The sequence below is a fragment of the Brevibacterium sp. K72 genome (assembly GCF_050562175.1).
Taxonomy (GTDB): Bacteria; Actinomycetota; Actinomycetes; order Actinomycetales; family Brevibacteriaceae; genus Brevibacterium; species Brevibacterium casei.
On record NZ_CP191582.1, the window covers coordinates 874,564 to 900,727 of the forward strand.

Consider the following 26,164-nt stretch of genomic DNA (forward strand, 5'->3'; position numbering starts at 1 on the left):
TGCCGGTGCGAGCGCACCGGCAGCCCCTGATGACGAGGCTGAGAACGCCGAGGCGCCTCTGGGGATTGCCGTCATCGGATACTCCTCGGGGAGTGCACGCGGAGTCGGACTCCACTTGCATTACGTATCGTAACGCAATGTAAGATGGTCTTCAACGTCCCTGGTGCCGGGAGTCCCGGCTGCAGTCGACGTGAGCGACCCGACCCGAAGAAGGAGTGTCGACATCATCATCCAGAGGCTCTCCGGTCGCCCTCGAGACGATTCGATCGACTCCTCGATCCTCGACGCGGCGGCACGGATCATCATCGACGACGGCTACTCGGCGGCGACGATCGCGGCGATCGTCAAAGCGGCCGGAACGAGCAAACCCGCCTTCTACCGTCGCTTCGACAGCGTCGCCGACCTCGTCCCGGCGCTCGTCGAACGGCGCCATCAGCTCAGCGTCCCCGCCGACACCGGGTCGCTGACCGGCGATCTCTGTGCCTTCCAGACTGCACAGGCCGAGATCTTCAACGACCCGTTCGTCCGGGCGGCGATGCCGGGCTGGCTTGCGCACATGCAGGAGTCCCCGGAGACCTCGGGACCGTTCGTCGAGGGCTTCCTCCCGCAGCGGATGGCTGTGCTCGAGGCGATCCTCGCCCGGGCGGAGGAGCGCGGAGACGCGGTGCGCTCCGGCCTCGACATGGACACCCTCATGGAGGCGTGCGTCGGCCCCTTCCTCATGCGCTCCCTCATCCCGGGTGCACCACTGCTCGACGACGCCGACGTCGATCGCACCGTCGCTCTCGCCTGCCTGCTCATCGACCAGGCGAGCGCCGCAGCCTCGGCTCCCCCGGCCAGCGGAGTCCGATCTCGTCCGCACGACTGAGCCGCAGACGGCCGCTCGGCCGTAGCGTGGGAGCATGATCACTCTCGAGGGAATCTCCCGCAGCTTCGGTGCCACGCAGGTGCTCCACGACCTGAGCTTCTCGATCGGCGCGGGCCGGATGACCGGCTTCGTCGGATCGAACGGTTCGGGGAAGACGACGACGATGCGCATCCTCCTCGGCGTCCTCGCCGCAGACAGCGGACGGATCACCGTCGACGGCACCGACATCACCCCTGCCGATCGGAGCGCGATCGGCTACATGCCCGAAGAGCGCGGGCTCTACCCGAAGATGCCGATCATCGATCAGCTCGTCTACCTCGCCCGCTTCCACGGGCTCAGCCGCCACGACGCCAAGCGCCGCGGACTCGACCTCCTCGAGCGCCTCGACCTCAAAGGCGAGCCGAGCGACACCCTCGAATCAGTCAGCCTCGGCAACCAGCAGAAGGTCCAGATCGCCGCCGCGCTCATCCACAGCCCGCGCGCCCTCGTCCTCGACGAGCCCTTCTCCGGCCTCGACCCCGCCGCCGTCGAACGCACTCTCCAGGTGCTCTCGGACTTCGCCGCCACCGGCGCCCCCGTCCTCTTCTCGAGCCATCAGCTCGACCTCGTCGAACGCCTCGTCGACGACCTCGTCATCATCGGTGACGGCCGGCTCATCGCGACGGGCACGGCCGATGAGCTGCGCCGCTCCCGCAGCCTGCCCGAGTGGACGCTCGAGGCCGACGCCGACCTCGCGTGGGTCCGTGAGGTCCCCGAGGTCGACGTCACCGAGTTCGACGGCTCGTGGGTGCGCTTCACCGCCCCGGATGCCGATGCCGCCGAGGCGGTCCTGCGCCGGGCGCTGTCCGTGTCCTCGGTGAGGTCGTTCACCCCGCACTCCGTTCCACTCAACCGTCTCTTCCAGGAGGTCACGCAGCCATGAGCACCATCACCGCAACGGACCGGACTGCACCGACCCGGCCCACCCGGGCGAGCTTCACCACGGCCATCGGCCTCGTCATCGAACGCGAGATCATGGTGCGGGTGAAGTCGAAGGCGTTCATGATCTCGACCCTGCTCTCGATCGTCCTCTTCGGCGCCGCCGTCGCCGCATCGGGGGCGCTGCCCTCTCTGTTCGCCTCGACGGACAAGGTGGCGGTGACCTCGGCGGAGACCGTGGCCGGGATCGAGGGCATCGAACCGGTCGAGGTCGCCGGCGTCGAGGAGGCGAAGGAGCTCGTGCGCACCGAGGCGGTCGCCGCGGCCGTCGTCGACTCACCGGACTCGCCGACCGGCACCACCGTCATCGCCCTGCGGTCGGCCCCGGAGTCGCTGGCCGGGGCGCTCAGCCTCACCCCGGACGTCGAGATCCTCGACCCCGACGCCCCGGATCCGACGCTGACAAAGTTCATCGGACTCGGCCTCGGGCTCATCTTCCTCAGCTCCGCGATGACCTTCGGGGTGACGATCGCGTCCTCCGTCGTCGAGGAGAAGCAGTCGCGGATCGTCGAGATCCTCCTCGCCTCCGCCTCGGCGAAGGTGCTCATGTTCGGCAAGGTCATCGCGTGTTCGATCCTCGCGTTCGCGCAGATCGCGCTCACCGCGGTCGCCGTCCTCGTCGGGGCCGCGATCAGCGGCAACGATCTCGTCCTCGGCCGCCTCGCCGCCCCGATCGCGTGGTTCATCCCGCTCTTCGTCGTCGGCTTCGTCATGATCGCCGCCCTCTACGCGGCGGCCGCCTCGATGGTCTCCCGGTCGGAGGACCTCGGGTCGACGAGTTCCCCGCTCATGATGCTCATCCTCCTGCCGTACATGGCCGTCGTCCTCTTCGCCGACAACGAGGCGGTCATGGCCGTGCTCAGCTACATTCCGTTCTCCGCCGCCGTCGCCGTGCCGATGCGGGTGTTCATGGGCACGACCGAGTGGTGGGAACCGGTCGTCTCGCTCGCGATCCTCGGTCTCACGACCGTCCTCGCCCTGCTGCTCGCGACCCGCATCTTCGAGGGCTCGATCCTCCGCTCGGGTCCGCGGGTGACGTGGAGGCAGGCCCTGAGTCCTGCGTGACCCGCACCTTGACCGCGGGATCCCGGCGTGGTTCGGTAGACGCTATGAGCGAGCCGGCACTGACGCTGCACACCGATCGGCTGCGACTGCGCACCTACCAGCCCTCCGACGCCGAGGCGCTGCTGCCGATCTACTCCCGCGAGGACGTCTCGCGGTTCCTCCTCGGCGACCCGTGGACCGCCGAGGCGGCGCGCACCGAGGTCGGCAAGCGGCTGCAGCGCACGGGGCTGAGTAGGGAGGCGAAGGCGCTCGCCCTCGTCATCGAGACCGATGACGACAACGACGCGATCGCCGGGTCGCGGGTCATCGGCGACATCGGGATCTGGCTCGACGGCAATGATCCGACGAAGGCGGAGATCGGCTGGGTGCTCGACCCTGCCGCGAGCGGTCACGGCTTCGCCTCGGAGGCCGCGATCGCCGTACTCAACATGGCCTTCGACGACTGCGAGCTGCGTCGGGTCGTCGCGCAGATGGACGCCCGGAACACCGCCTCGGCGAAGCTGGCCGAGCGGATCGGGATGAAGCGGGAGGCGCATCTGCGTCAGGACTGGTGGTCGAAGGGCGAGTGGACCGACACCCTCGTCTTCGCCATGCTCGCCAGCGACCGCGTCACCGCGTGAACACCTCCCGACCCGATCGCACCACCCCGCCCGCCGCATCAGCGAGCGATGACGACGCACCGCGCACGGCTCCTACGGGGTGCGCCTGCGCAGGGTGAGCGACCCGACGACGATCGCCCCGACGATCCAGCAGCCGATGAAGAGGATCCGCAGCCACACCCAGCCCGCGTCCTCGTCCCCGGTCGCCACCGCCGTGAGCGCGTCGATCGCGTGGGAGAGCGGCAGCCAGTCGCCGATCACCTCGAGCACGTCGGGCAGTCGGTCACGCGGGAGGAAGATCCCGCCGAGGAGGATCTGCGGGAAGACGAGGACCGGCATGAACTGGACGACCTGGAATTCGGTGCGGGCGAACGCGCTCGCGAGCAGCCCGAGTGCGGTCCCGAGCAGGGCGTCGGCGATCGCGACGACGAAGAGGAGGCCGAGCGAACCGTCGATCGTCAGTCCGCACACCCACACCGCGAAGGCGACGGCGATCGCCGTCTGGACGATCGCGAGGAGCCCGAAGGCGAGTGTGTAGCCGAGGATGAAGTCGCCCTTGCCCAGCGGCATCGACAGCAGGCGCTCGAGGGTGCCGCTGCGCCGCTCACGCAGGGTGCTGATGCTCGTGACGAGGAACATGACGATGAACGGGAAGAGCGCGAGCATCGCCGGCCCGATCGTCTCGAACACATCGGTCTCGTCGAAGATCCACGCGACGAGCCCGATGAGCAGGCTCGGCACGACGAGGAGGAGGGCGATCGTGCGGGGATCGTGGCGGATCTGGGCGAGCACGCGACCCGTCGTGGCCAGCGTGCGCTGCGGGGTCATCGGCGACCTCCCCTCGGCCGGGCGGGGCGCCTCTCGCCGAGGAGGCGGTGGCCCTGACCTCGGTCGCTGCTGCGGTCGCGTTCGATGATCCGGAGGAAGGCGTCCTCCGCCGTCGCCGACCCGGTCTCGCGGAGGAGACTCTGCAGAGACGAGTCGGCGATGACACGGCCGTCGCGCATGAGGAGGAGCCGGTCGCAGCGCGTGGCCTCGTCCATGACATGGCTCGAGACGAGGATCGTCGCCCCGTCGTCGACGAGCCCCCGGAAGATGTCCCAGAGTTCGGCGCGCAGCACGGGGTCGAGGCCGACCGTCGGCTCATCGAGGACGAGCAGCTCGGGGGTGCCGAGCATCGCCGCCGCGAGCGACACCCGGTTCGCCTGACCGCTTGAGAGCGTCCGGGCGAGCTGGCGAGCCTGCGCGCTGAGCCCGGTGCGCTCGATCACTCGGGCGACGTCGGTCGCGGGAGCCCCGACGACGCGGGCGAAGTAGCGGAGGTTCTGCTCGACGGTGAGGTCGTCGTAGATGCTCGCCTGCTGGGTCATGTAGCCGACCCGGTGGCGCAGTGCGGACGATCCCGCGCGCCGTCCGAGCACGCTGACCTCGCCGCCGCGGATGGTCTGCACCCCGACGATCGCCCGCATGAGCGTCGTCTTCCCGCTGCCGCTCGGGCCGAGGAGTCCGACGATCTCCCCGCCGGGCACGCTGAGATCGAGGCGGTCGAGGACCGTCGTCCTCCCGCGCCGGACCGTGAGGTCCCGGATCTCGATCGAATTATTCACCATATGATGAATTACACGCCCGATGCGCGCTCACGTCAAGGGTCGGTCAGCCGCCGCGACCGTCGATGTGCCCCTGCAGAGCCGGACCGACCCGGGCGATCACCTCGTCCAGCGGCGCCGAGGCGAGCGGTTCGAGGACGATGACGTGCCGGACGATGAGCGCCCCCGCCATCTGGGCGAGGACGAGGGAGGCCCGCAGATCCGCCTCGGTCGCCTCGACGCCTTCGGCCGCAAGCCTCCCCGCGATCTGACTGCCGAGCTCGCGGACGAGGAACTGCCTGACCAGACCGCCTGCGGCCGAACCCCCGATCGCCGATTTGAGCAGGGTGATGCCGACGGGCTTGACCCGCGGATCCTCCCACGCCGTGAGCACCGTCGTCGCGATTGCATCGCCGAGGCGGTCGAGCGGGGCGTCGAGCGCGCCGCGGACGATTCTGTCGGGGCGCACGGGAAGCCTGACCGCCTCGGCGAAGAGGGCGGCCTTCGAGTCGAAGTAGTGGTGGATGAGGGCGGGGTCGACGCCGGCCCGGCGGGCGATCCCCCGCATCGAAGCGGCGTCGTAGCCGCGCTCGGAGAACTCGGCGGCGGCCGCCTCGGCGATCGCCTGGCGCGCGTCACCGCCGGACGACTTCGGCGGACGACCGCGGCGGCGCTGGTTCGGGGGCACAGACCTCAGCTTAGTCGGGCGCGATCGGCTGGGCACTGTGCACGGAGGGAGCAGACCGCGCCGGCACCGGCATCGCGCGCTGGTCCGGACGCCACTGCGGCGCAAAGGTCTGCACAACGGTCCGCCCCGGCGGCCAAAGGTGTTCGAAACGCGCCTCTGTCCGGTCGGAACCACCCAGGGTCGGGCAATAGCGTGGGAGAGGCAGCACTCTCAGGGAAAGGCTCACATGTTCAGGCAGTCGTCGAAGCTGGCCAACGTCCTCTATGACATCCGGGGACCCGTCCTCGAGGAGGCGGAGGCGATGGAGGCAGCGGGACACACGATCCTCAAGCTCAACATCGGCAATCCGGCACCCTTCGGCTTCGAAGCCCCCGAGGCGATCGTCCAGGACATGGTCGGGCACCTGCCCCACGCACAGGGCTACTCCGAGTCCCGGGGCATCCTCTCCGGTCGCCGCGCGGTCGTCCAGCACTACGAGTCGAAGGGGATCACGAACCTCGATACGCGTGAGGTCTTCCTCGGCAACGGGGTGAGCGAGCTCATCACCCTCTCCCTGCAGGCACTGTGCAATCCCGGCGACGAGATCCTCGTCCCCAGTCCCGACTACCCGCTGTGGACCGCCTCGGTGGCGCTGTCCGGAGGCACCCCGAAGCACTATCTCTGCGATGACGAGAACGGCTGGCTGCCCGACCTCGAGGACCTCGAGTCGAAGATCACCGACCACACCCGCGGCATCGTCGTCATCAACCCGAACAACCCGACCGGCGCCGTCTACCCGCGCGAGACGCTCGCCGCGATCGTTGACATCGCCCGCCGACACGACCTCATCGTCTTCGCCGACGAGATCTACGAGAAGATCACCTACAACGGCGTCGAGATGGTCAACCTGGCGACCCTGACCGGCGACGACGTGCTGTGTCTGACGTATTCGGGCCTGTCGAAGGCCTACCGGATCGCCGGATACCGGGCGGGCTGGCTCGCGATCACCGGACCGCTGTCGGAGGCGAAGAGCTACATCGAGGGGATCACCCTGCTCGCGAACATGCGGATGTGCGCGAACGTCCCGGCTCAGCACGCGATCCAGGCCGCTCTCGGCGGTCGCCAGTCGATCGAGGACCTCGTCCTGCCGACCGGTCGCCTCGGCGAGCAGATGGCCGTCGCCCATGCCGGGCTCAACGCGATCGACGGCGTGAGCGCGCAGCAGGCCGATGGGGCGCTCTACCTCTTCGCGAAGCTCGATACCGAGAGGTTCGGGATCACCGACGACGAGCAGTTCGCGCTCGACCTCCTGCGCGAACAGAAGATCCTCATCTCCCACGGCACCGCGTTCAACTGGTCGCGCCCCGATCACTTCCGGCTCGTCACACTGCCCTCGGTCGACGTGCTCGAGGAGTCGATCGGTCGCCTCGGCGAGTTCCTCTCCGGTTACCACCAGGTCGCGCCGACGACGTGCGAGCTGCCCGTCGTCCGTGATGTCGAGGGCGCGGCCTGAGCTCGTGGGGATAGCGGGACCGCCGCTAACCTGGGGTGATGGGCGCACACCACTCCTCACGACAGCGACGCGGCAGGCGTTCGCGCAGGCCGCTGATCGTCACCGCGATCGTCCTCGTCGCTGTCGTCGGCATCGGTGCCGCCTGGTGGTTCGCCTACGTGCCGAACGGCAGGCCGGCACTCCAGGCGGGCGAGGTGCTCGCGATCGACGTCTCCAACCATCAGGGCGCCATCGACTGGCCAGCCGTCGCCGGTGACGACGTCGGGGCCGCGATGATCAAGGCGACCGAGGGCAACGACTACGTCGACCCCCGCTTCACCGAGAACTGGGCGGGTGCAGGCGAGGCCGGGATCCGTCGCGGCGCCTACCACTTCTTCACCCTGTGCTCGCCGGGCAACGAACAGGCCGAGAACTTCCTCTCAGCAGCCCCGCCCGACGCGGATGCGCTCGCCCCGGCGATCGATCTCGAGCTCATCGGCGCGTGCGAGAGGCGACCGTCCCAGGCCGAGGTCGATGCCGAGCTCACCGACTTCCGCCGCACCGTCGAGGAGGCGTGGGGTCGGCCCCTGCTCGTCTACGCGAGGGGGTCCTTCACCTCCGAGTATTCGATCGGCGCGCTGGCCGAGCGCCCGCAGTGGGTGACGAACTACTTCGTCCGGCCGGCCGACGACAGCTGGACGATGTGGCAGGTCCACTACTTCGCGAAGATCGACGGCATCGAGGGGCAGGTCGACCTCGACGTCCTCCGCCTCGGCGCCATCCCCCGCTCGGAGTAGTCGAACGACCGGTGCACCCCGGCATCCCGGCATCCCGACAACCCGGCGCCGGACGGCAGCGCACCCCGCCGCCGAACGCACCCCGGCACGCACTCCACCCCTCCACCACGTCGGCATCGTGTCCTCCGCGACGGCATCTCCTCCACTACCTCGGCATCTCCCCCATCACGACGACACAGTTGAGCAATCTTGGCTCCCCACCCACTGATCCCGCACCGCCCAACCGACGATTCCCGCCGCCAGCCCTTCAGCAGACAGGCCCAACGCGGCCCGAGACACCGCGACCATCCGCCGAATCACCGCCACTCTCCGCCTCGCCGCGTCACAGAAGTTCATAGTGTAGTAATCCACTCAACTTAGTGGCTATTGTGTGGGGGTACCGCAGAACTGCTCAACAATCCTCACGCAACGGAAAGGCGGCCTCCATGCGGCAGCTCATCGTCTTAGGCATCGTCGGGCTCATCGCCCAGCTCATCGACGGCTCCCTCGGCATGGCGTACGGCGTGACGTCGACGACCCTGCTGCTGGCGACGGGCATCGCCCCGGCGACCGCCTCGGCGGCGGTGCACTTCTCCGAGATCGGCACCTCCCTCGTCTCCGGCATCTCCCACCACAAGTTCGGCAACGTCGACTGGCGCACCGTCCTCATCCTCGCCGTGCCCGGCTTCATCGGCGCCTTCGCCGGGGCGACCTTCCTCGCCGGTCTCAATGGCGATGCGGCGACGCCGTGGATCTCGGGCCTCCTGCTCGCCCTCGGCGTCTACGTGATCTGGCGCTTCCTCGCCCTCGGCGGGGCGAGGCCGACGTTCAAAGCACGTCCGGGGAAGACCCTCCTCGTCCCCATCGGCCTCGTCGGCGGCGCCCTCGACGCGATCGGCGGCGGGGGCTGGGGTCCCGTCGGCACGACGACGCTGCTCTCCTCCGGTCGTCTCGAACCGCGCAAGGTCGTCGGCTCAATCGACACCAGCGAGTTCGTCGTCGCCGTCGGCGGCTCGCTCGGCTTCCTCTTCGCCCTCGGCTCACAGGGCATCGAGTGGTCGATCGCCGGGGCCCTCCTCGTCGGCGGCATCATCGCTGCCCCCTTCGCCGCGTGGCTGGTGAAGATCCTCCCCGCGAAGGTGCTCGCGATCGCCGCGGGCGGCATCATCATCCTCACCAACGCACGGACGATCGCACTGGCTCTCGGCGCCTCGACCCCGGTGCTCACGACGATCCTCATCGGGCTCGCGCTCGTCTGGGTCTCGCTCCTCGTCCATGTCGTCCGCCTCGAGCGGAAGTCGCGACGCGAGGAGGCGGCCGAACCGGTCGCGGCCGACGCATGAGCCGCTGAGCCGTCCACGGCACCGCGGAACGACCACGGTCGGGCCGCGGTGCCGCCGTACGATGACAGTCCCGCCGCACGACGACGGCGCCGCTGCACCTTCACGGTCCCGCAGTGCGAGGACGGTGCCGCTGTACGATGACGGCATGCGGGTCACCACGAAATCCGACTACGCGCTGCGCGCGCTCATCGAGATCGCCGCCAGCGGCGACGGCGACCCCATCAGCGCCGACGAACTCGGCCGCCGCCAGGACATCCCGAAGGGATTCCTCCAGGCCATCCTCGCCGACCTCCGCCGGGCAGGCATCCTCGTGTCCGTGCGCGGGAAGTCCGGAGGGTGGCGGTTCGCGGACTCCGCCGCCGAGGTGACCGCAGCCGATGTCATCCGCGCCGTCGACGGCCCCCTCGTCTCCATCTACGGCCAACGCCCCGAGGCCGTCGAGTACGATGCCGCCGCCGAGGCGCTCCAGCAGGTCTGGGTCGCCGCCCGCTATGCGCTGCGTGACGTCCTCGAGAAGGTGACGATCGCCGACCTCGCGGCGAAGACTCTGCCTCCGGAGATCGCCGACAAGGCCGCGATCGAAGACGCCTGGCAACCGCACTGAGCGCTCACCACTGGAAACTCGGTGTCCTCACCGCCAGACCGCGGTGACCGTGCGGACGTCGGCGTCCACCTCGGCGAGGGCGGCGGAATGGGCGGCGGCGATCGGATCGTGGCGCGCGGGTCGGCGGCTCGGACCGAGCACCCGGGCGCGGGAGACGAGGAGGACGTCGCGGCGGGCGGCCGTGAGCGGCAGCGGCACCACGTCGATCTCGGGATCGCTCGGCAGTGACGACTCGGGGATCATCGCGACGGCGAGTCCGGCGGCGATCATCCGGTTGATCGCCGCGTAGTCGTCCATCCGCATGCCCACCCGGGGTTCGAAGCCCGCGGCGAGGCACAGCGCCCGGATGACCTCGTCGATCGCATCGCCCGGGTCGATGCTGAAGGCCCACGACTGCGTGACGAGGGCGGCGAAGTCCGGCATCCCGTGGGCATCGACGGGGATGGGACCGACGGATGCGGGCACGCAGAGGAAGAGCCGTTCGGAGTAGAGGTGCTCGGCAGTGAGGCTCGGCGGGATCCACACTTTGTCGACGTCGGTCGAGACGAGGAGCGCGAGGTCGAGGTCCCCGGCTTCGAGGCGGGAGACGAGCTTCGCGTGCTCATCCATCGTCACATCGAGCGCCGCCCCGAGCCCCGGAGAGTCCTGGTGCCAGCGCGGTCGCTTCTGCAGCTCGTGGTGGAGTTTGGGGATGACGCGGGCGCCGACAGTCGGAACGGCTCCGATCTTCACCGGCACCGCCTGGGAGTCGCGCCACAGGCCGACCTCGTCGATGAGGCGGTCGCAGAGTCCGAGGATCTCGACGCCGCGGGTGACGACGAGGGCGCCGACAGTCGTCGGGTGCGATCCGCGCGGGGTGCGATCGACGAGCGTGGCCCCGAGCGATCGCTCGAGGTTGCCGAGGTGATGGTTGACCGTGGGCTGGCTCCAGCCGAGCGCTGAGGCCGCTGCGGCGACCGACCCGGAGTCGGCAACGGCGCGCAGCGCCACGAGACCCCGAGTATCGAGGACTTCCATTGGTCTACCCCCATAATCTCTATAGTGGCTATAGAGTACGGGAGGAAACTTGGTATTCTCCTCAGACTCCTCGCTCCTTACATTGGAGACATGACCGTGCACCAGGACTCCCCCATGCCCGCAACCGCCCGCGCGCACACGCGCGCGCCCTACGCCGACGCCCTCGCGACGGCGGCGGGCCGCGATTCGCTCTTCCTCTCGACTCCGGGGCACGGCGGCAATCGGGAAGGGATCTCCGCAGGTCAGGCCGATTTCTTCGGCGAGCACACGCTCGCCCTCGACATCCCCCCGCTCTTCGACGGCATCGACCTCGGCGTCGACACCCCGAAGGACGAAGCGCTGCAGCTGGCGGCCGAAGCCTGGGGGGCCAGGCGGACCTGGTTCCTCACCAACGGCTCCTCGCAGGGCAACCGAATGGCGGCCCTGGCCATCGGCACCCTCGGCACCGGAGTCATCACCCAGCGCAGCGCCCACTCGAGCTTCATCGACGGCATCGTGCTCGCCGGACTCAACCCCCGCTTTGTGTCCCCCAGCGTCGATGAGGTCAACGGCATCGCCCACGGCGTCACCCCCGACGCCCTGCGCCACGCCATCCGCATGCACCCGGAGAAGGTCACCGCGGTCTACCTCGTCACCCCGAGCTACTTCGGTGCCGTCGCCGACGTCGCGGCACTCGCCGAGGTGGCCCATGAGGCCGGCGCGATGCTCGTCGTCGACGCGGCCTGGGGCGCCCACTTCGGCTTCCACCCCGACCTGCCGGCCTCCCCGGTGACGCTCGGGGCCGATATGGTCATCATGAGCACCCACAAACTCGCGGGCTCCTTCACCCAGTCCGCTCTCCTCCACCTCGGCGACACCGAATACGCCGATCGCCTCGAGCCGGCACTCGCCCGCGCCTTCATGATGACGGCCTCGACGAGCGAGAACGCCCACCTCATGGCGTCGATCGACATCGCCCGCCGGGAGCTCGTCAACGCCGAGGACGCGATCACCGACTCGCTCGAGAACATCCGGCAGATGCGCGCCCAGGTCGAGGGAACGGGGCGCTACCGCCTGCTCTCCGGCGACTTCCTCAGTCATCCCGACGTCGTCGACATCGACCCGTTCCGCCTGCCCATCGACATCACCGCCACCGGCCTCGACGGGCACACGATCCGCAAGCGGCTGGCAGAGGACTACGGCATCTTCGCCGAGATGGCCACGGCCACCACCCTCGTCGCGCTCATCGGACTCGGCAAGTCCCCCGACATCACCCCGCTGCTCACCGCCCTCGACGAACTCCGGGACGAGCACGCGGCGACGGTCGACGCCGCCGCGGACGACGAGGCAGCAGTCGGCGCGGCAGCAGTCGAGGACGCTGTCGAGGACACCCCCGTCGAGATCCCGCCGCTGCCGAGCGCCGGTGATCTGGTCATGCTCCCCCGTGAGGCGTTCTTCGACGAGTCCGAGGTCGTCCCCGCCGCCGAGGCGGCCGGCCGGATCAGCGTAAGCTCGCTCGCGGCGTACCCGCCCGGGATTCCGAACGTCCTTCCCGGTGAGGAGATCACCGCGGAGACCGTCGCCTTCCTCCAGGCCGTCGCCGCGAGCCCGTCCGGCCACGTCCGCGGCAGCGTCGATCCCGGACTCGAGTCCTTCCGCGTCGTCCGCGATCCCCACGCAGGAGACTCTCCGCTCTGATCTGAGCATCGCCTCGCACGCGTGCGGATCCCGTCTCGATGGGGTCCGCACGCCTATCTTCTGGGGCCGGAGATCCGGCCGCGGTCGGATCGGAGCACCACCTCGGCGGGGAACGCACACCCACCTCGGCGGGGGTCGTGATGATCACATCTGCCGAGGTGACGAACACGGCCGAGGTCGATGATCGGCAGGGCCGTCTCTGCCTTGTCGCACAAGGGCTCCTGCGCCCTCGAGCCGCCCAGAGTACGGTCGCATCGCGCACCAGGGAAACAAGCTGTCTTGCGTGATCCGGTTCACTCCGACTGTTGACATGGTTTGCACACCGCGCAATGATGTTCTGCATTGTCTTTTTGCCGCCCAGCATGTGAGCGGCGATTGCACTGCTGTCAACGTGAGGATTCTCAGATGACCACCGGCCACTCGGAACCGTCCAGGGAAGGCCGAAAGCCCTTCCGCATCAAGCGGAGGAAGAAGCGTTTGGATGCCGATGACTGCATCGTCGTCGAACCGAAGTCCATCCGCACCGCGATCGGCGGGACCACCGTCGGCAACTTCATGGAATGGTTCGACTTCGGCGTCTACGGCTACCTCGCCGTGACGATGACGACCGTGTTCACCGAGGGCATGGACAAGCAGATGGGTCTGCTCGTCACCCTGCTCGGCTTCGCGGTCTCGTTCCTCGTCCGCCCGCTCGGCGGCATGGTGCTCGGACCCCTCGGCGACAAGATCGGCCGGCAGAAGGTCCTCTTCTTCACGATGGCGACGATGGCCACCGCCACCGCTCTCATCGGCATGCTCCCCACGGCCGCCCAGGTCGGACTGTGGGTGATCATCCCCCTCTACATCCTCAAGATGATCCAGGGCTTCTCGACCGGCGGCGAGTACGCCGGTGCGACGACCTACGTCTCCGAGTTCGCTCCCGACAAGTCGCGCGGCTACTGGGCGTCGTGGCTCGACGTCGGCTCGTACCTCGGCTTCGCAGCCGGTGCGGGCACCGTCGCCATCACCTCGGTGGTGACGACGAGCATCTGGGGCGAGAACGCGATGGTCGACGGCGGCTGGAGGATCCCGTTCCTCGTCGCGATCCCGCTCGGCGTCGTCGCGATCTGGTTCCGGATGAAGATCCCCGAGACCCCCGGCTTCGAAGCGGCCCAGCACGAGGGCCTCGTGACGAAGGACAACGACGACCCCTACGCCCGCCACGGGCTCATTGGCGTCATCCGTCACTTCTGGAAGGAGATCCTCATCGGCATCGCGATCGTCGCGGGATCGCAGACGATCGGCTACGCCCTCACGAGCTTCATGCCGACCTACCTCGAGGAGACGGTCAAGGTCTCGAACATCCAGGCAGCCGTCGTGACGATCCCCGTGCTCGTCCTCATGTCGGCGAGCCTGCCGCTCATCGGACGTCTCTCGGACAGGCTCGGGCGGAAGTTCGTCTTCGGCCTCGCCGCCGGGCTGACGATCGTCCTCATCGTCCCCGCCTTCGCGGTCATGCAGATCGGTGAGATGTGGGCGGTGACGATCGCCCTCTTCATGGTCGCCGTCCCCGCGGCGTTCTACATCGCCTGCCTCGCCTCGACGCTGCCCGCGCTCTTCCCCACCGCCTCGCGCTACGGCGGCATGGGACTGACCTTCAACCTCGGCGTCTCCCTGTTCGGCGGCACGACTCCGCTGTTCAGCCAGGCGCTCATCGATCTCACCGGCAACTCGTACATGCCTGCCTTCTACATCATGTTCTTCTCGGTGATCGCGTTCGTCGCCGTGTGCTTCATGAAGGAGTCGGCGCACCGGCCCCTCCTCGGGTCGTTCCCGACCGTGAGCTCGCACGAGGAGGCCGTCGAGCTCGAGAAGACCCAGGACGACAACCCCGACATCGACCCGGAGACGATGCCGATCGGCGCCGGGAGGTAAGCGCTCGCCCTTCCCGTTCTCGCCCCTCGACGCCCGCGCTTGGCCGCCCGCGTCGAGGGGCGCCGGTCGTCTCGGGCGGCTCAGGCCTCCGTGCGCCGGAAGAAGTAGAGGTTGCGGGTGACGAGCTCGGCCACCTCATCATCGGCCCCGGTTTCGATGAGGTCGACGATGTCGATGAGCTCCTTCGCCGAGGTGACCGCGATGTCCTCGACCGCGACCCCTCCGACCGGCGCCTGCCCGCCGATGCGCGACTGATCGCGCAGGCGCAGGCTGATCTCCGCGGCCCGGGATCCGAGGCCGAAGGCGAGCAGGGACTCATGAAACCGGCGGTCGTGGGTGTAGAAGCCGACGATGTCCCCGGCTTCGGCGGCGGTCACCGTCGCCTCGGCGTGCTCGCGCAGCTGCCGCATCCGGTCGCCGATGTCGGGGCGGGCTGTGTCGGGGTGGGCTGTGTCGGGGTGGGCTGTGTCGGGGCGCGCTGAGTCGGGATCGGCGGCCACGCCTGCGGGTCCGGTCCCGGCGATCTCCGGGTCGCCGGCCTCCGGAGTCCCGGCGATCTCCGGGTCGCCGGCCTCCGGAGTCCCGCCGTCGGAGCCCGCACTTCTCAACTGCCGGCAGAGTTCGCGGACGGCGGGGACGGCGAGGAGCACACGGATGCGGATGATCTCCTCGAGGTCGGCCTCGGTGACCGGGACGAGCCGGAACCCGCGGTTGGGCACGGCCTCGACGGTGCCTTCGGTGACAAGGGCCATCATCGCTTCGCGCACCGGACTGAGCGAGATGCCCAGCTGCTTCGCGAGTCCCGCGGCGGAGTAGATCCGCTCCTCGTCGAGCTCTCCGGTGGCGATCGCGTCGCGGATGATCGCCAGCGCGTGCTCGCGCAGCGACGGTGGTGCCGTTGGTCGATCCATGCTCACCCTCCTCGCTCACCTGTCGCGATCTGCTCGCCGGAGTTCCGGTCGAACTCTCCCGCACAAACCTGCACGCTGAACTCCCGCGCGATCTGCTCGTCCGACTCCCGCACAAACTTCGCAGAGCTATTGACAGCATAGCCCGGAGAATCGACGATGGAAGCACGGTAGTCGGTAATCGATTACCTATTCCGCTCGTTCCCGGAAGGGAACCCGTTCCTGCGATGGAGGAGGAATGGACGACCCGCTGCTCCAGCCGTACGACCTCGGCGGACTCACTCTGCGCAACCGCATCGTCTCGACCTCGCACGAGCCGGCCTACACCGAACTCGGCATGCCCAAGGACCGGTACCGCCTCTACCACCGGGAGAAGGCGCGCGGCGGCGTCGGCCTGACGATGATCGGCGGATCCGCGATCGTCTCGCGCGACTCTCCTGCGGCCTTCGGCAACATCGACCTCTCGACCGACGAGGTGACCCCGTGGCTCGCGGCGATCGCCGAGGACTGTCATGCCGAGGGAGCGGCGGTGATGATCCAGGCGACCCATCTGGGCATGCGTTCGTCGAACTTCACCGGCGACTGGCTGCCGCTCGTCTCCCCCTCGCGCACTCGTGAGGCCGCGCACCGGTCGTTCACGAAGGCGCTCGAGGACTTCGACATGGATCGCATCGTCGCCGACTTCGCCGCCGCGGCCGCCCGGGTCGCCGACGCCGGCTTCGACGGCATCGAGATCATGCATGCCGGTCATCTCCTCGACGCGTTCCTCGCGCCCTGGCTCAACGAGCGCACCGACGACTGCAACGGCGGGCTCGCCGATCTCACGCGCTTCCCCCTCCGGATCATCGACGCCGTCAGGGAGGCCGTGCCCGACGGGTTCCTCGTCGGCATCAGGATGGCCGTCGACGAGCGCCGCGACGACGGGATGCGCGAGGACCGCGCAACCGATGTGCTCGAGGTCTACGCCGCCCACGGCATCGACTTCCTCAACCTCAACGTCGGCACGATCGGCTCCGACAGGGTGCTCGCCGAGGCGATCCCGGGCATGGGCACCCCCTCGGCCCCGTGGCTCGAGACGTGTCGGAGGATCCGGAAGGCGATCGAGATCCCCGTCCTCCATGCCGCGCGCATCGCCGATGTTCCGACCGCCCGGTGGGCGATCGAGGACGGCTGTCTCGATCTCGTCGGGATGACGCGGGCGCAACTGGCCGACCCCCATCTCGTCCGCAAGATCGCCGAGCACCGTGAGGACGACATCCGTCCCTGCGTGGGCGCGAACATGTGCCTCGACAGCATCTACACCTCCGGTTCGGCGACGTGCATCCACAATCCTGCGAGCGGCCGGGAGGCCGATCTCCCGCAGGAGGTCCCGAAGGATTCCGTCGCCGAGGTCAAGCACGTCGTCATCGTCGGGGCCGGCCCCGCAGGTCTCGAGGCCGCCCGCGTCGCCGCGGTCCGCGGGCACCGGGTCACCGTCCTCGAGGCCGACTCCGCGCCCGGCGGTCAGGTCCGCATCGCCGCCCGCTCCGAGCGCCGCCGGGACCTCATCGGGATCGTCGACTGGCGCGTCCAGCAGTGCGCCAAGCACGGTGTGGATCTGCGTCTCAACGCCTTCGCCGACGCCGAGGCGGTGCTCGCCCTCGATCCCGACGTCGTCATCGTCGCCACCGGGGGGATCCCCGACACCGGACCTCCGCTCGGCGGGACCCAGCCGTTCGACGTCTGGGACGTCATGGACGATCATCTGCGCGCGAAGTCCCGGGTGCTCGTCTTCGACGACCACGGAGCCTATCCCGCCCTCGATGCCGTCGAACGCCTCGCCCGGGGCGGACAGGAGGTCGTCTACGTCAGTCCCGAGCGGACCATCGGCATCGACGTCGGCTCGATGAACTCCCCCGCCTACCTGCGGGCATTCTCCGAATTCGGCGTCGACGTCCGCCTCGGCGAGCGCCTCGTCGCGGCAGCGCCCGAGGGGACGCGGGTCCGGGCAGGACTGCGCAACGAGTACTCCGATCTCGAGTCCGCGGTCGAGGCGGATGCCGTCGTCGTCGATCACGGGACGGTGCCCAACGACGACGTCTACCTCGAGCTGCGCGAACGCTCACGCAACCGGGGCGAGATCGACCTCGACGCCTGGGTACACGGGCATCCGCAGCCCGCGACCGGGCCATCGTCCCGTCCCACCACGGCTGACGAATCCGCCGAGGCGGCCGACGCTGCCGAGCAGCCCCGTCCCCCCACGCGTGCCGAGCCCGCCGAGGCCGCCGGGTCCTTCGCGCTCTTCCGGATCGGGGACGCCGTCGCCTCCCGCAACATCCATGCCGCGGTGCTCGAGGGCCTGCGGGTCGGGATGGGACTGTGACGCAGTGTCAGGGAAAGGGAGACCCACAGTGATGATAAAGACGGTCGACTACCACACGGCCGGGGAGCCGTTCCGGATCGTCGCGAACCCGCCGATCGACATCGCCGGGTCCGCCGTCGCCGACCGGCGGGCGAGCGCGATCGCCAGTCCGGAGGTCGACGGACTGCGTCGGCTGCTCTGCTTCGAACCGCGCGGGCATGCCGACATGTACGGCGGGTTCCTCGTCCCGCCCGATGATGACGGCGCGGACCTCGGCGTCCTCTTCTGGCACAAGGACGGGTTCTCCACCGCGTGCGGTCACGGGACGATGGCGCTCGGTGTCTGGGCGGTCGAGTCCGGGCTCATCCGCCCCGCCGAGGCGGGTCCCACCGAGGTCGTCATCGACGTCCCCTCGGGCAGGGTGAGGGCGAGCGTGCACACTGACGCCGAGGGCGCCGTAACCGCCGTCGACTTCGTCAATGTGCCCAGCCGCCTCGTCGCCTCAGGAGTCACGGTGGAGACGAGCCAGGGTCCCGTCGAGGTCGATCTCGCATGGGGCGGGGCGCTCTACGCCTGTGTCGAGGACAGCGGAATCGACGTCACTCCCGACCGCCTCGGCGAGCTCATCGCCTTCGGACGGGAGGTGAAGGCGGGACTGCGCGGACATCCGCTGACCGTCCACCCGGATGACGAGCGACTGAGCGGGGTGTACGGGACGATCGTCGTCGACCGGCTCGGCACCACCTCAGCCGGCGAGCTCCACCAGCGCAATGTCACGATCTTCGCCGACGGGCAGGTCGATCGGTCCCCGTGTGGGTCGGGCACAGCGGCAAGGGTCGCCGCCCTCCATGCGACCGGCGAGCTCGGTGACGGGCAGCGGCTCGTCCACGAGTCGATCGTCGGCACGCGCTTCACCGCGCGGGTCCTCGACGTCACCGATGACGGTGTCGTCCCCGTCGTCACCGGCACGGCGCACCAAGTCGCTGAGTCGAGCTTCACCGTCGACCCGAAGGATGACCTCGTCCCGGGCTTCGTCCTGCGGTGAGCGGCCTGCTCACCGGTCGATGACGAGGTCACTCAGCGGCGTCGAACAGCAGGGAAGGAACTTCCCGGCGGCGATCTCCTTCGGACGGATGCCGCCCTCATGGCTCATCTCGACCTCTCCGGAGAGGAGGTCGGACTTGCACGTCCCGCACATGCCCGACTCGCATGACGAGGGGACGGTCAGTCCTGCGGCGAGCGCGGCATCGAGCACGGTCGTCTCGGCGTCGCAGTCGACGGACAGGCCGCTCGCGGCGAACTCGACGGTGAAAGCCGGTGGCGCCGACGACCCCGTTCCCGCAGAGATCGGCGCTCCTGCGGAGAGCCTCGCTCCCGCGGGAACCGTCGCTCCTGCGGAAACCGTCACTCCCGAAGCGACCTTCGCTCCGGCGGAGACTGTCGCGCCTACACCCTCCGTCGCCGGGGTTCTGCGGCGAGCGAGCCGCTGCGCGGGAGTCGTCGCGAAGGCGAACGTCTCCTCGTGCACTCGGCTCACCCCCGCCTCGGCGAGCAGGGAACGGACGGTGTCCATGAATCCGCTGGGCCCGCAGACGAAGGCCTCCCGTTCGGTGAGGTCGGTGACCGACTCGAGGACGTCCCGGCGGATCCGACCGCGCGGACCGCTCCAGACCTCGGTCGCGGAGTCGCGGGAGCACATCGTGATGACGGTGATCCCGGGGACCTCGGCCAACTGGTCGAGTTCGGTGCGGAAGACGATGTCGTCGGGGGTCGAGGCGCTGTGGAGGAGGACGATGTCGATCGTCTCGGGAGGATTGCGGGCGAGCAGCGCACGGACCATCGACATGATCGGGGTGATCCCCGACCCCGCGGAGACGAAGAGGTGGCGGCGGGCGGGATGGAAGCTCGTGCTGAAGAGGCCGTACGGCCCGTCGACATGGAGTCGGTCACCGACCCGGAGCCGGTCGTGGAGGTAGGCCGAGACCGGACCCGCCTGTCGTTTGACGGTGATCGTCAGCGTGTTCGTGCCGAACGGCGCCGAGGAGATCGAGTAGCAGCGGTCGAGTCCGAGCTCGGGCACGTGCACCGTGAGGTACTGGCCGGGTTCGAAGTCGGCCCTGTTCAGCCACGGTGTCCACAGCTCAATCGTGATGACGTCGCGGGTGTTCGCGGTGATGGCAGTGCAGACGGCGAGACCGGTGATCCCCTCGTCCGTGTCGCGGAACTCGTCAGCGTCGCGGAGCTCGCCCGTGTCGCGGAGTCCGTCCGTGCCGCGGGGTCGGGCAGCGGGGGTCGCGAGTGCCGGCACTCGGAACCTCGACCTGCTCGGCGTTTCCGGTGCGACGAGCGGGAACGGCGACCTCACGTACCTCATCGCCCGCACACCCTCTCTCTGTGGGCCTTCAGCCGTTCGATGTACCACGTGCAGAACTCTTCGAGATGCGCCTCGGTGGGGGCATAGGGCCCCGGCAGGTACGCCGGCGACGACACCCCCAGCTGACCGCGTTCGCAGAAGGCCGCGTCCTGCTCGTTCGTCTTCATCCACACCGTCGTGAGGTTCTCCAGGTCGTAGTCGACGCCCTCCTCCGCCTCGGCGTCGACGAGCCACGTCGTGCGCACGAGCGTTCTGTCAGCGGCGAGGGGGACGAGGCTGAAGGTGACGATGTGGTCGGCCATCGCGTGGAACCACATGTTCGGTTGGACATGGAGTGAGGCCCGGCCCAGGGAGAAGGTGTCGAGGTCGCCGAGCAGTCTCGCCGAGGCGGCCGACCCGTCCATGGTGTACGACTCGCCGTGTCCGTCAAGGGCGGCGCGTTCGATCCTGAACCCGGTCGGGCGGCCGCTGAGCTCCTCGACGAGGGCAAAGGGAAGTCCGTTGCGGTCGCAGTCGTCGTGGAGTCGCCGTTCGGCGTCGAGGAAGCGCTGATAGGCCGGTTGCAGCCGGGGTGGGATCTCCTCGGGGGCGTACCCGTAGGTGGGGAAGAATGTGCAGGTGAGCTCCGGATGCCCGGCCTCGCAGTGGTAGCACTCGCGGTTGTTCTCCATGACGAGCTTCCAGTTCGAGTCCTCGATGAGGTCGACCTGTGCTGCGACCTTCGCTCCGGCGATGTCATGCGGGGCGATGTACGGCGCGATGACGTCGGCCACCTCGTCGATGTCGTCCGGCTCGGGTCCCAGGCAGACGAAGATGAGCCCGGCGATGGTGCGCACGCTCACCGAGCGCAGGGAGAAGCAGGCGGGATCGAAGCCCGGTGCCTGTGCTCCGGCGGAGATGAGCTCACCGCGGGGCGTGTAGGTCCACTGGTGGTAGCTGCAGACGATGTTGCCCACCGATCCGGCGAGGTCGCTCAGCAGTCTCGTCCCGCGATGGCGGCAGACGTTGTGGTGGACACGGATCTCGCCGTCGTCATCGCGGATGACGATGACCGAGTACGTGCCGATGTCGATGGTGACGAAGTCGCCGGGTTCGGGCACCTCGGCGACGGAGCCGACGAAGATCCACGTCGAGGCGAAGATCGCCTCGACATCGCGGGCGAAGAAGTCGGGACTGGTGTAGAACGGGGCCTCGAGCGAGTACCCGGGGCGGCGCTCGTCGATGAGCTCATCGAGCCCGCGTGGATCCGTTCCGGGGACGACCGTCCTGTCGGGATCGAGCCCGCGTGCCCGCGTTCGGGGATCGACTGTGCTGTCGGGGAGCAGGGTCATCGGTTCCACCACCTTGTCGCGTCGGGGGCATCGGCGCCGGCGACCGAGCACCCCGGGCAGCGACCGCCTCGCAGCGGCTGTCGCGGCGCGGACCCAGCGCCGGAGGGACTTCGCCGTTCCCTCTCAGTCTCCGCCCCCACCTCGGCGAAAGGAAGCGAATCATTTTGTCCGCGATCATGCAAGAATATTGCATGATCGATCGTCGTCTCCACGTCCTCCGCGTGCTCGCCGAGGTCGGCACCGTCACCGCCGCCGCGGAGCGGCTCGGGTACACGCCGTCGGCAGTGTCGCACCAGCTGCGGACCCTGTCGAAGGACCTCGGGGTGACCGTGCTCGAGCAGCGCGGGCGGATGCTCGCACTCACCCCGGCGGGGCAGATGCTCCTCGACCGCACGCAGGAGCTGTTCACCCGGTGGGAGGAGATCCGCGGCGAGCTCGCATCGATCGGTCCCGCCACGGGCACGCGGACGCTGCGCCTGTGCGGGTTCTCGACGGCGGCGGCGAGCCTGCTCCCGCTCACCGCCGACCGGGTGATGGGCGCGCATCCGGACTGCACCGTGCGGATCATCGAGGCGGACCCGCAGGAGTGCTTCGACCTCCTCGTCGCCGACCAGGCCGACATCGCCGTCGTCGTCGCCACCGATCCGCTGCCGCCGCGCAGCGACACCCGCTTCGAGCAGTCGGCGCTCTTCAGTGACCGTCTCGACCTCCTCGTCCCCAGCCGCCACCGTCTCGCCGGCCGGGAGTCGGTCGCGCTCGGTGAGGCGGCGGAGGAACGGTGGATCCTTGACCGGCCCGGCACGCCCTACCACCGGCTCGTCCGTACGGCATGCGCGGCCGCAGGGTTCTTCCCCGAGGTCGCCCACGAGTCCCACGAATGGGAGACCGGTGCGGCGCTCGTCTCCGCCGGACTCGGCGTCGCGCTCGCTCCCCGGCTCGCTCACCTGCCCGAAGGCTACGACGTCGTCCGGGTCCCCCTCCGAGGCGACCCGGTCCCCTCCCGAAAGATCCTCACCGGGGTCCGCAGCGGTTCGGCCGATCAACCGCTCATCGCCGAGGCACTGACAATCCTCGCCGAGGCGGCCGCCGCTGCCGCCCGACGCGCGGTGTGAGGGGCGACCCCTTCCACCCGCCGGGGTCGCCTTCGCCACGCTGACCCTCCACCCCGGCAGGCCCTCCATCGCGGCTGACGCCGCTTCCTCCCGGCAGAATCCGTTCGGAATTGTGGGTGCGATCACATAGTGTGGCAGGACAGCCGTGGCACCCGCACCAGTGAGGAGAACCCATGGACGACGTGAGCTATCTCGACGCCGAAGCCGTGTTCGCGGCCCTCTCCCCCGCCGAGGCGGTCTCCGCTCTCCGCGAGACGCTGGCCGGGGGATTCGATCCCAGTGACGACATTCCCCGGACCGTCACCGACATCAGCGCGGGGAACATGATCTTCATGCCCTCGGAGTTCGGACAGTGGGTCGGGGTCAAACTCGTCGGAGTCTCGACAGGCAATGCCGAACGCGGGCTGCCCCGCATCCTCGGCCAGTACCTCATGTACGAGGCCTCCACGCTGCGCCTGCGCACGGTCATCGACGGCGCGGCACTGACGACCCTGCGCACTCCCGCCGTGTCCGTCGCCGCAGTCCTGCCCGCGCTCTCGCGCTTCCCGGACCCGGTGAAGGTCGTCATCTTCGGCGCCGGGCCCCAGGGGATCGGTCATGCCGACACGATCAGGGCGGAGCTCGACGTCGCCGAGGCGGTCTTCGTCGTCCGCTCCCCCGACCGGGTCGGCGACGAGGTGCGAGATCGTGGACGGGTACTCGCGGCAGGGTCGGAGGAAGCGAACGAGGCCCTGCGCGACGCCGACATCGTCGTCGCCGCGACCACCGCGCGCACGCCGCTCTTCGACGCCGATCTCGTCCGCCCCGGTGCCGTGGTGCTTGCGTGCGGCTCGCATGATCCGCACGCACGGGAGCTGCCGGCGGAGCTGTTCGCTCGCTCAGAGGTCGTCGTCGAGGACCTCGACACCGCCCTGCGCGAAGCCGGGGACGTCGTCCTCGCGATCACCGATGGTGCCCTCGACGCGGACACGATCGTGACGATGAAGCAGGTGAGCACGGGCGAGGTCACGCTTGACGCGGACCGCACGCTGATCTTCAAGGGGTCGGGGATGTCGTGGGAGGACCTCGCCGTCGCGGCGAAGCTCGTCGAGACCGTCGACCGCGGCGAACGGTGAGCTGCGGTCAGGCCCATTCCTGCATGGGCCGGGGTGTCCAATCGGGGAACCACGGTCGTGACCGATGTCTGGCCTGGCGGTGGGTGATCTCCCCGGAGAATTCTCCGGCGGCGTCGAACGAGGTGCGGTAGCCGGAGTACCGGCCTCCTGATTGCGCTTCGATGGAGCCGTCGACGACGGAGAAGATGAGGCTGTCGAGCTGCTGGAGGAGGACGTCGGAACCGTAGTCGCAGAAGTCGCAGCCGCAGTCGGGCACGCGGGCGAGAGACACGGCCGGATCGCCGAGGGCGACGACGACGTTGGCGACGCGGTCGATTCCGTCGTCGTCGGCGACGAAGTCGTTGAATCCGATGACGAGCTCGGGGTTGCCCTCGACGTCACTTGTGAGGATCGCGCTGCGGTCGGCCACGGAGAGGAAGGGGTCGTCGCTGGCCCAATCGACCGGGTGGTCGGCGACGCGGATGCCGCGTCGGGCGAGCACATTGATCCACGCCCGCGCGCGTGCGTGGACGATGGCGAATTTCTCATGATCGGTCACGTCCGACCAGCCGTCGGGGGCCGGTCCTCCGCCCCACTCGAACTCGGGGTCGAGGTGGGGGTCCTCCCACCTCGGCGTGCGCGACCCGGTGGCGCGGAAGTCCTCCTCGACCTCACGGAACAGCGCGGCAGCCCTCTCTGACACCGGAAGAGTCGCAATAGCGGGATTCCACCGCTGGTCAGAGGGGTCTTCGTAAGATCGGGCAAGGTTGCTTCGCAGCTCCTGCCCCCAGAAAGTCATGGTTCGATCTTAGACTGCTCGTTCCGCCGCGGAGTCAACACTTCGTCACAGCGGGTCACTGCCTGGTCACCAATCATCGAACGTCACTCCTCTGCGATGTCCTCACGGCGTTCGAGCACGTCGGCGGGGCCGTCGGGCCGCGCCGCGCAGCCGTCATAGGTGCAGGTGTGCTTGCCGTCGCATCAGGTCCGTTCGTCGCCGACACCGTCAGTCCTGCAGTCGGGTCGTTCCCTCGTATCCCCCTGAGGTGTTGAGCTGCTTGGCGTAGCAGTGGTCGGGCCCCAGACCGTTCGAGGAGCACCAGGCGAGTGCGTCCTCGGGGTCGCTGTAGCCGATGCCGACGACGGTCACCCAGAAATCGTCCTCTTTGAAGCTCGAGAAATCACCCGACCACACCAGTTGTACCCGGGGATACTCGTTGCGGAATTCCTCGTATTCGGCGAGGATGTCCGCTTCCTTCCACGTCTTTCCCTCGGCTTCGAGGCCGACTCGCTTCGAACTCAGCTGGGGAACCCATTTGCCGTTGAGGTCCTTGGGCGATGTCAAGGCGTCGAAGCAACATGGGGCTCGCCGGCGAGCAGTCGAGCGAATGCCTCGGTGGGCGTGAGATAGCCCAGTCGGCGGCGGGGTCGATTGTTGATCTCCTCGGCGATGGTGGTGAGGTAGGGCTGGTGATCGGGGATCACCGTGCCCTTGGGCAGATACTCCCGGTAGAGCCGGTTCGTGTTCTCGTTGCTGGGCCTCTGCCAGGGCGAGTGGGGATCGGCGAAGTAGACCGGCATCGCCGTGGCCAGGGAGACCTTCGCGTGCTGGGCCATCTCGCTGCCCTGGTCCCACGCCAACGATGCCTTCATCATCTCGGGCAGGTCGTTGAAAAACTCGATGACCGCGTCAGCGGTTGGCTCGGCGTGTTTCGAGGGCAGGGCCAGCAGCCCGGTGAACCCGCTCATCCGCTCCACCAGCGTCGCCGCGCACGAGGTGCCGTTCTTCCCGATGATCAGGTCACCCTCCCAGTGCCCCGGCACCCGACGCTGGGCGGCGTCCTCACCTCGCTCCGCGATCGGGACCATACCTACGATTGGGCCACCGCGCGTCCGCCCGGTCGTACGTGGTCGGCGCTTGGTCCGCTTGGACTGCAGGAAGATGCCCTTGCGGGCGAGCTCACCCTTCGGGATTGCGTAGATGTACTGGTAGATAGCCTCACCGGAGACGGTTCGGCCGCGTGCGTCAGGAGAGTTCGCCATGCGTTCAACGGTCGGGTCTGTCGCCTCCAGACGCAACCGGCCCGCTATCTCGTTCGGCGTCCAGGACGCGGCCAGGTCGGCGTCCACCCTCGCCTGCAGCACCGGATCCCCCGCGACCTTCCGCTGCTGCGGGCGAGCTCGCCGAGGCTGCGCTCTGACGTCTGCGGTCACGGCCTGGTAGCCGCGGGTCTTCGTCGAGTTCCGGTGAAGCTCCCGCGAGATCACCGACGGGCAACGCCCCAGGTGACGGGCGATCCTCCGCACCGACCAGCCCGCTTTCGAGGCCGCCGAGATCTCCGACCTGTCGCTGAACGACAACCCCACCCGCGCCATCTGCACACTCCACCGATCAGACCCCCGCCGACCGGGAGTGTT

At 68.9% G+C, this 26,164-nt stretch carries 24 protein-coding genes; 14 read left to right on the plus strand and 10 right to left on the minus strand.

The window, feature by feature from the left end:
• The first annotated feature begins 190 nt into the window (after positions 1-190).
• Genes ACQ1RG_RS03885 through ACQ1RG_RS03900 form a run of 4 tightly spaced genes read left to right on the plus strand, consistent with a single transcriptional unit; the run spans position 191 to position 3,531 of the window.
• On the plus strand, positions 191-868 hold the full coding sequence (locus tag ACQ1RG_RS03885) for a TetR/AcrR family transcriptional regulator (protein ID WP_131248245.1): 678 nt from the start codon (positions 191-193) through the stop codon (positions 866-868).
• Between the two features lie 34 nt (positions 869-902).
• The gene (locus ACQ1RG_RS03890; RefSeq protein ID WP_009376668.1) at positions 903-1,790 is read left to right on the plus strand and encodes an ABC transporter ATP-binding protein; all 888 of its coding nucleotides are present in this window, start codon (positions 903-905) and stop codon (positions 1,788-1,790) included.
• The gene (locus ACQ1RG_RS03895; RefSeq protein ID WP_095375310.1) at positions 1,787-2,911 is read left to right on the plus strand and encodes an ABC transporter permease; all 1,125 of its coding nucleotides are present in this window, start codon (positions 1,787-1,789) and stop codon (positions 2,909-2,911) included. Before ACQ1RG_RS03890 ends, ACQ1RG_RS03895 begins: the two co-directional genes overlap by 4 nt.
• Before the next feature lie 44 nt (positions 2,912-2,955).
• Positions 2,956-3,531, plus strand: a complete 576-nt coding sequence (locus ACQ1RG_RS03900) for a GNAT family N-acetyltransferase (RefSeq protein WP_095375309.1) — start codon at positions 2,956-2,958, stop codon at positions 3,529-3,531.
• A 72-nt stretch (positions 3,532-3,603) separates the two neighbouring features.
• Here ACQ1RG_RS03900 and ACQ1RG_RS03905 read toward each other — a convergent pair whose 3' ends face one another.
• The 3 genes from ACQ1RG_RS03905 to ACQ1RG_RS03915 are packed head-to-tail and all read right to left on the minus strand — an operon-like array spanning position 3,604 to position 5,784.
• Positions 3,604-4,338: an ABC transporter permease gene (locus ACQ1RG_RS03905; RefSeq protein WP_095375308.1), complete on the minus strand. Its 735-nt coding sequence runs from the start codon at positions 4,336-4,338 to the stop codon at positions 3,604-3,606.
• Positions 4,335-5,120, minus strand: a complete 786-nt coding sequence (locus tag ACQ1RG_RS03910) for an ABC transporter ATP-binding protein (protein WP_095375307.1) — start codon at positions 5,118-5,120, stop codon at positions 4,335-4,337. The genes ACQ1RG_RS03905 and ACQ1RG_RS03910 overlap by 4 nt, the downstream gene beginning before the upstream one ends.
• Before the next feature lie 43 nt (positions 5,121-5,163).
• The gene (locus tag ACQ1RG_RS03915; RefSeq protein WP_176472404.1) at positions 5,164-5,784 is read right to left on the minus strand and encodes a TetR family transcriptional regulator; all 621 of its coding nucleotides are present in this window, start codon (positions 5,782-5,784) and stop codon (positions 5,164-5,166) included.
• A 226-nt stretch (positions 5,785-6,010) separates the two neighbouring features.
• On the opposite strand from ACQ1RG_RS03915, the gene ACQ1RG_RS03920 reads away from it, so the two are divergent.
• The 4 genes from ACQ1RG_RS03920 (at position 6,011) to ACQ1RG_RS03935 (ending at position 9,978) form a co-directional block, all read left to right on the plus strand.
• Entirely contained in the window at positions 6,011-7,276 is a 1,266-nt protein-coding gene (locus tag ACQ1RG_RS03920; RefSeq protein WP_009376685.1) for a pyridoxal phosphate-dependent aminotransferase, read from the plus strand.
• Between the two features lie 38 nt (positions 7,277-7,314).
• On the plus strand, positions 7,315-8,052 hold the full coding sequence (locus ACQ1RG_RS03925; RefSeq protein WP_259801208.1) for a GH25 family lysozyme: 738 nt from the start codon (positions 7,315-7,317) through the stop codon (positions 8,050-8,052).
• Between the two features lie 425 nt (positions 8,053-8,477).
• On the plus strand, positions 8,478-9,374 hold the full coding sequence (locus ACQ1RG_RS03930; RefSeq protein WP_259801210.1) for a sulfite exporter TauE/SafE family protein: 897 nt from the start codon (positions 8,478-8,480) through the stop codon (positions 9,372-9,374).
• 145 nt (positions 9,375-9,519) lie between these two features.
• Positions 9,520-9,978, plus strand: coding sequence for an RrF2 family transcriptional regulator (locus tag ACQ1RG_RS03935; RefSeq protein WP_040341421.1), 459 nt, complete (start codon positions 9,520-9,522; stop codon positions 9,976-9,978).
• Positions 9,979-10,005: 27 nt separating this feature from the next.
• On the opposite strand, the gene ACQ1RG_RS03940 is transcribed toward ACQ1RG_RS03935, so the two are convergent.
• Entirely contained in the window at positions 10,006-10,995 is a 990-nt protein-coding gene (locus tag ACQ1RG_RS03940) for a LysR family transcriptional regulator (protein WP_259801212.1), read from the minus strand.
• Positions 10,996-11,085: 90 nt separating this feature from the next.
• Here ACQ1RG_RS03940 and ACQ1RG_RS03945 point away from each other — a divergent pair, with 90 nt between their 5' ends.
• On the plus strand, positions 11,086-12,672 hold the full coding sequence (locus tag ACQ1RG_RS03945; RefSeq protein WP_430600556.1) for an aminotransferase class I/II-fold pyridoxal phosphate-dependent enzyme: 1,587 nt from the start codon (positions 11,086-11,088) through the stop codon (positions 12,670-12,672).
• Between the two features lie 405 nt (positions 12,673-13,077).
• A complete protein-coding gene (locus ACQ1RG_RS03950) occupies positions 13,078-14,586 on the plus strand; it encodes an MFS transporter (protein ID WP_081590970.1) in 1,509 nt (502 codons plus the stop codon).
• Positions 14,587-14,666: 80 nt separating this feature from the next.
• On the opposite strand, the gene ACQ1RG_RS03955 is transcribed toward ACQ1RG_RS03950, so the two are convergent.
• Complete coding sequence (locus tag ACQ1RG_RS03955) at positions 14,667-15,497, minus strand: GntR family transcriptional regulator (RefSeq protein WP_009376695.1); 831 nt, start codon at positions 15,495-15,497, stop codon at positions 14,667-14,669.
• Between the two features lie 235 nt (positions 15,498-15,732).
• Between ACQ1RG_RS03955 and ACQ1RG_RS03960 the strand changes: the two genes are divergently transcribed.
• Both ACQ1RG_RS03960 and ACQ1RG_RS03965 read left to right on the plus strand, forming a co-directional pair.
• On the plus strand, positions 15,733-17,856 hold the full coding sequence (locus ACQ1RG_RS03960; RefSeq protein ID WP_009376697.1) for an FAD-dependent oxidoreductase: 2,124 nt from the start codon (positions 15,733-15,735) through the stop codon (positions 17,854-17,856).
• A 31-nt stretch (positions 17,857-17,887) separates the two neighbouring features.
• The gene (locus ACQ1RG_RS03965; protein ID WP_009376699.1) at positions 17,888-18,880 is read left to right on the plus strand and encodes a proline racemase family protein; all 993 of its coding nucleotides are present in this window, start codon (positions 17,888-17,890) and stop codon (positions 18,878-18,880) included.
• A gap of 9 nt (positions 18,881-18,889) precedes the next feature.
• On the opposite strand, the gene ACQ1RG_RS03970 is transcribed toward ACQ1RG_RS03965, so the two are convergent.
• Together ACQ1RG_RS03970 and ACQ1RG_RS03975 are read right to left on the minus strand one after the other, a co-directional pair.
• A complete protein-coding gene (locus ACQ1RG_RS03970) occupies positions 18,890-20,143 on the minus strand; it encodes a hybrid-cluster NAD(P)-dependent oxidoreductase (RefSeq protein ID WP_009376701.1) in 1,254 nt (417 codons plus the stop codon).
• A gap of 62 nt (positions 20,144-20,205) precedes the next feature.
• On the minus strand, positions 20,206-21,540 hold the full coding sequence (locus tag ACQ1RG_RS03975; RefSeq protein WP_009376707.1) for an aromatic ring-hydroxylating oxygenase subunit alpha: 1,335 nt from the start codon (positions 21,538-21,540) through the stop codon (positions 20,206-20,208).
• Positions 21,541-21,731: 191 nt separating this feature from the next.
• Here ACQ1RG_RS03975 and ACQ1RG_RS03980 point away from each other — a divergent pair, with 191 nt between their 5' ends.
• Both ACQ1RG_RS03980 and ACQ1RG_RS03985 read left to right on the plus strand, forming a co-directional pair.
• The gene (locus ACQ1RG_RS03980; RefSeq protein WP_009376708.1) at positions 21,732-22,652 is read left to right on the plus strand and encodes a LysR family transcriptional regulator; all 921 of its coding nucleotides are present in this window, start codon (positions 21,732-21,734) and stop codon (positions 22,650-22,652) included.
• A 173-nt stretch (positions 22,653-22,825) separates the two neighbouring features.
• Complete coding sequence (locus ACQ1RG_RS03985) at positions 22,826-23,767, plus strand: ornithine cyclodeaminase family protein (protein WP_009376709.1); 942 nt, start codon at positions 22,826-22,828, stop codon at positions 23,765-23,767.
• 7 nt (positions 23,768-23,774) lie between these two features.
• Here the strand turns inward: ACQ1RG_RS03985 and ACQ1RG_RS03990 are convergent, their stop codons facing one another.
• The 3 genes from ACQ1RG_RS03990 to ACQ1RG_RS04000 all read right to left on the minus strand — a co-directional run bounded on the left by ACQ1RG_RS03990 (position 23,775) and on the right by ACQ1RG_RS04000 (position 26,122).
• Positions 23,775-24,449, minus strand: coding sequence for a DUF6226 family protein (locus tag ACQ1RG_RS03990; RefSeq protein ID WP_009376710.1), 675 nt, complete (start codon positions 24,447-24,449; stop codon positions 23,775-23,777).
• Between the two features lie 303 nt (positions 24,450-24,752).
• Entirely contained in the window at positions 24,753-25,091 is a 339-nt protein-coding gene (locus ACQ1RG_RS03995) for a hypothetical protein (protein WP_430600557.1), read from the minus strand.
• Positions 25,088-26,122: an IS30 family transposase gene (locus tag ACQ1RG_RS04000; protein WP_430600054.1), complete on the minus strand. Its 1,035-nt coding sequence runs from the start codon at positions 26,120-26,122 to the stop codon at positions 25,088-25,090. The genes ACQ1RG_RS03995 and ACQ1RG_RS04000 overlap by 4 nt, the downstream gene beginning before the upstream one ends.
• Positions 26,123-26,164: the final 42 nt, after the last annotated feature.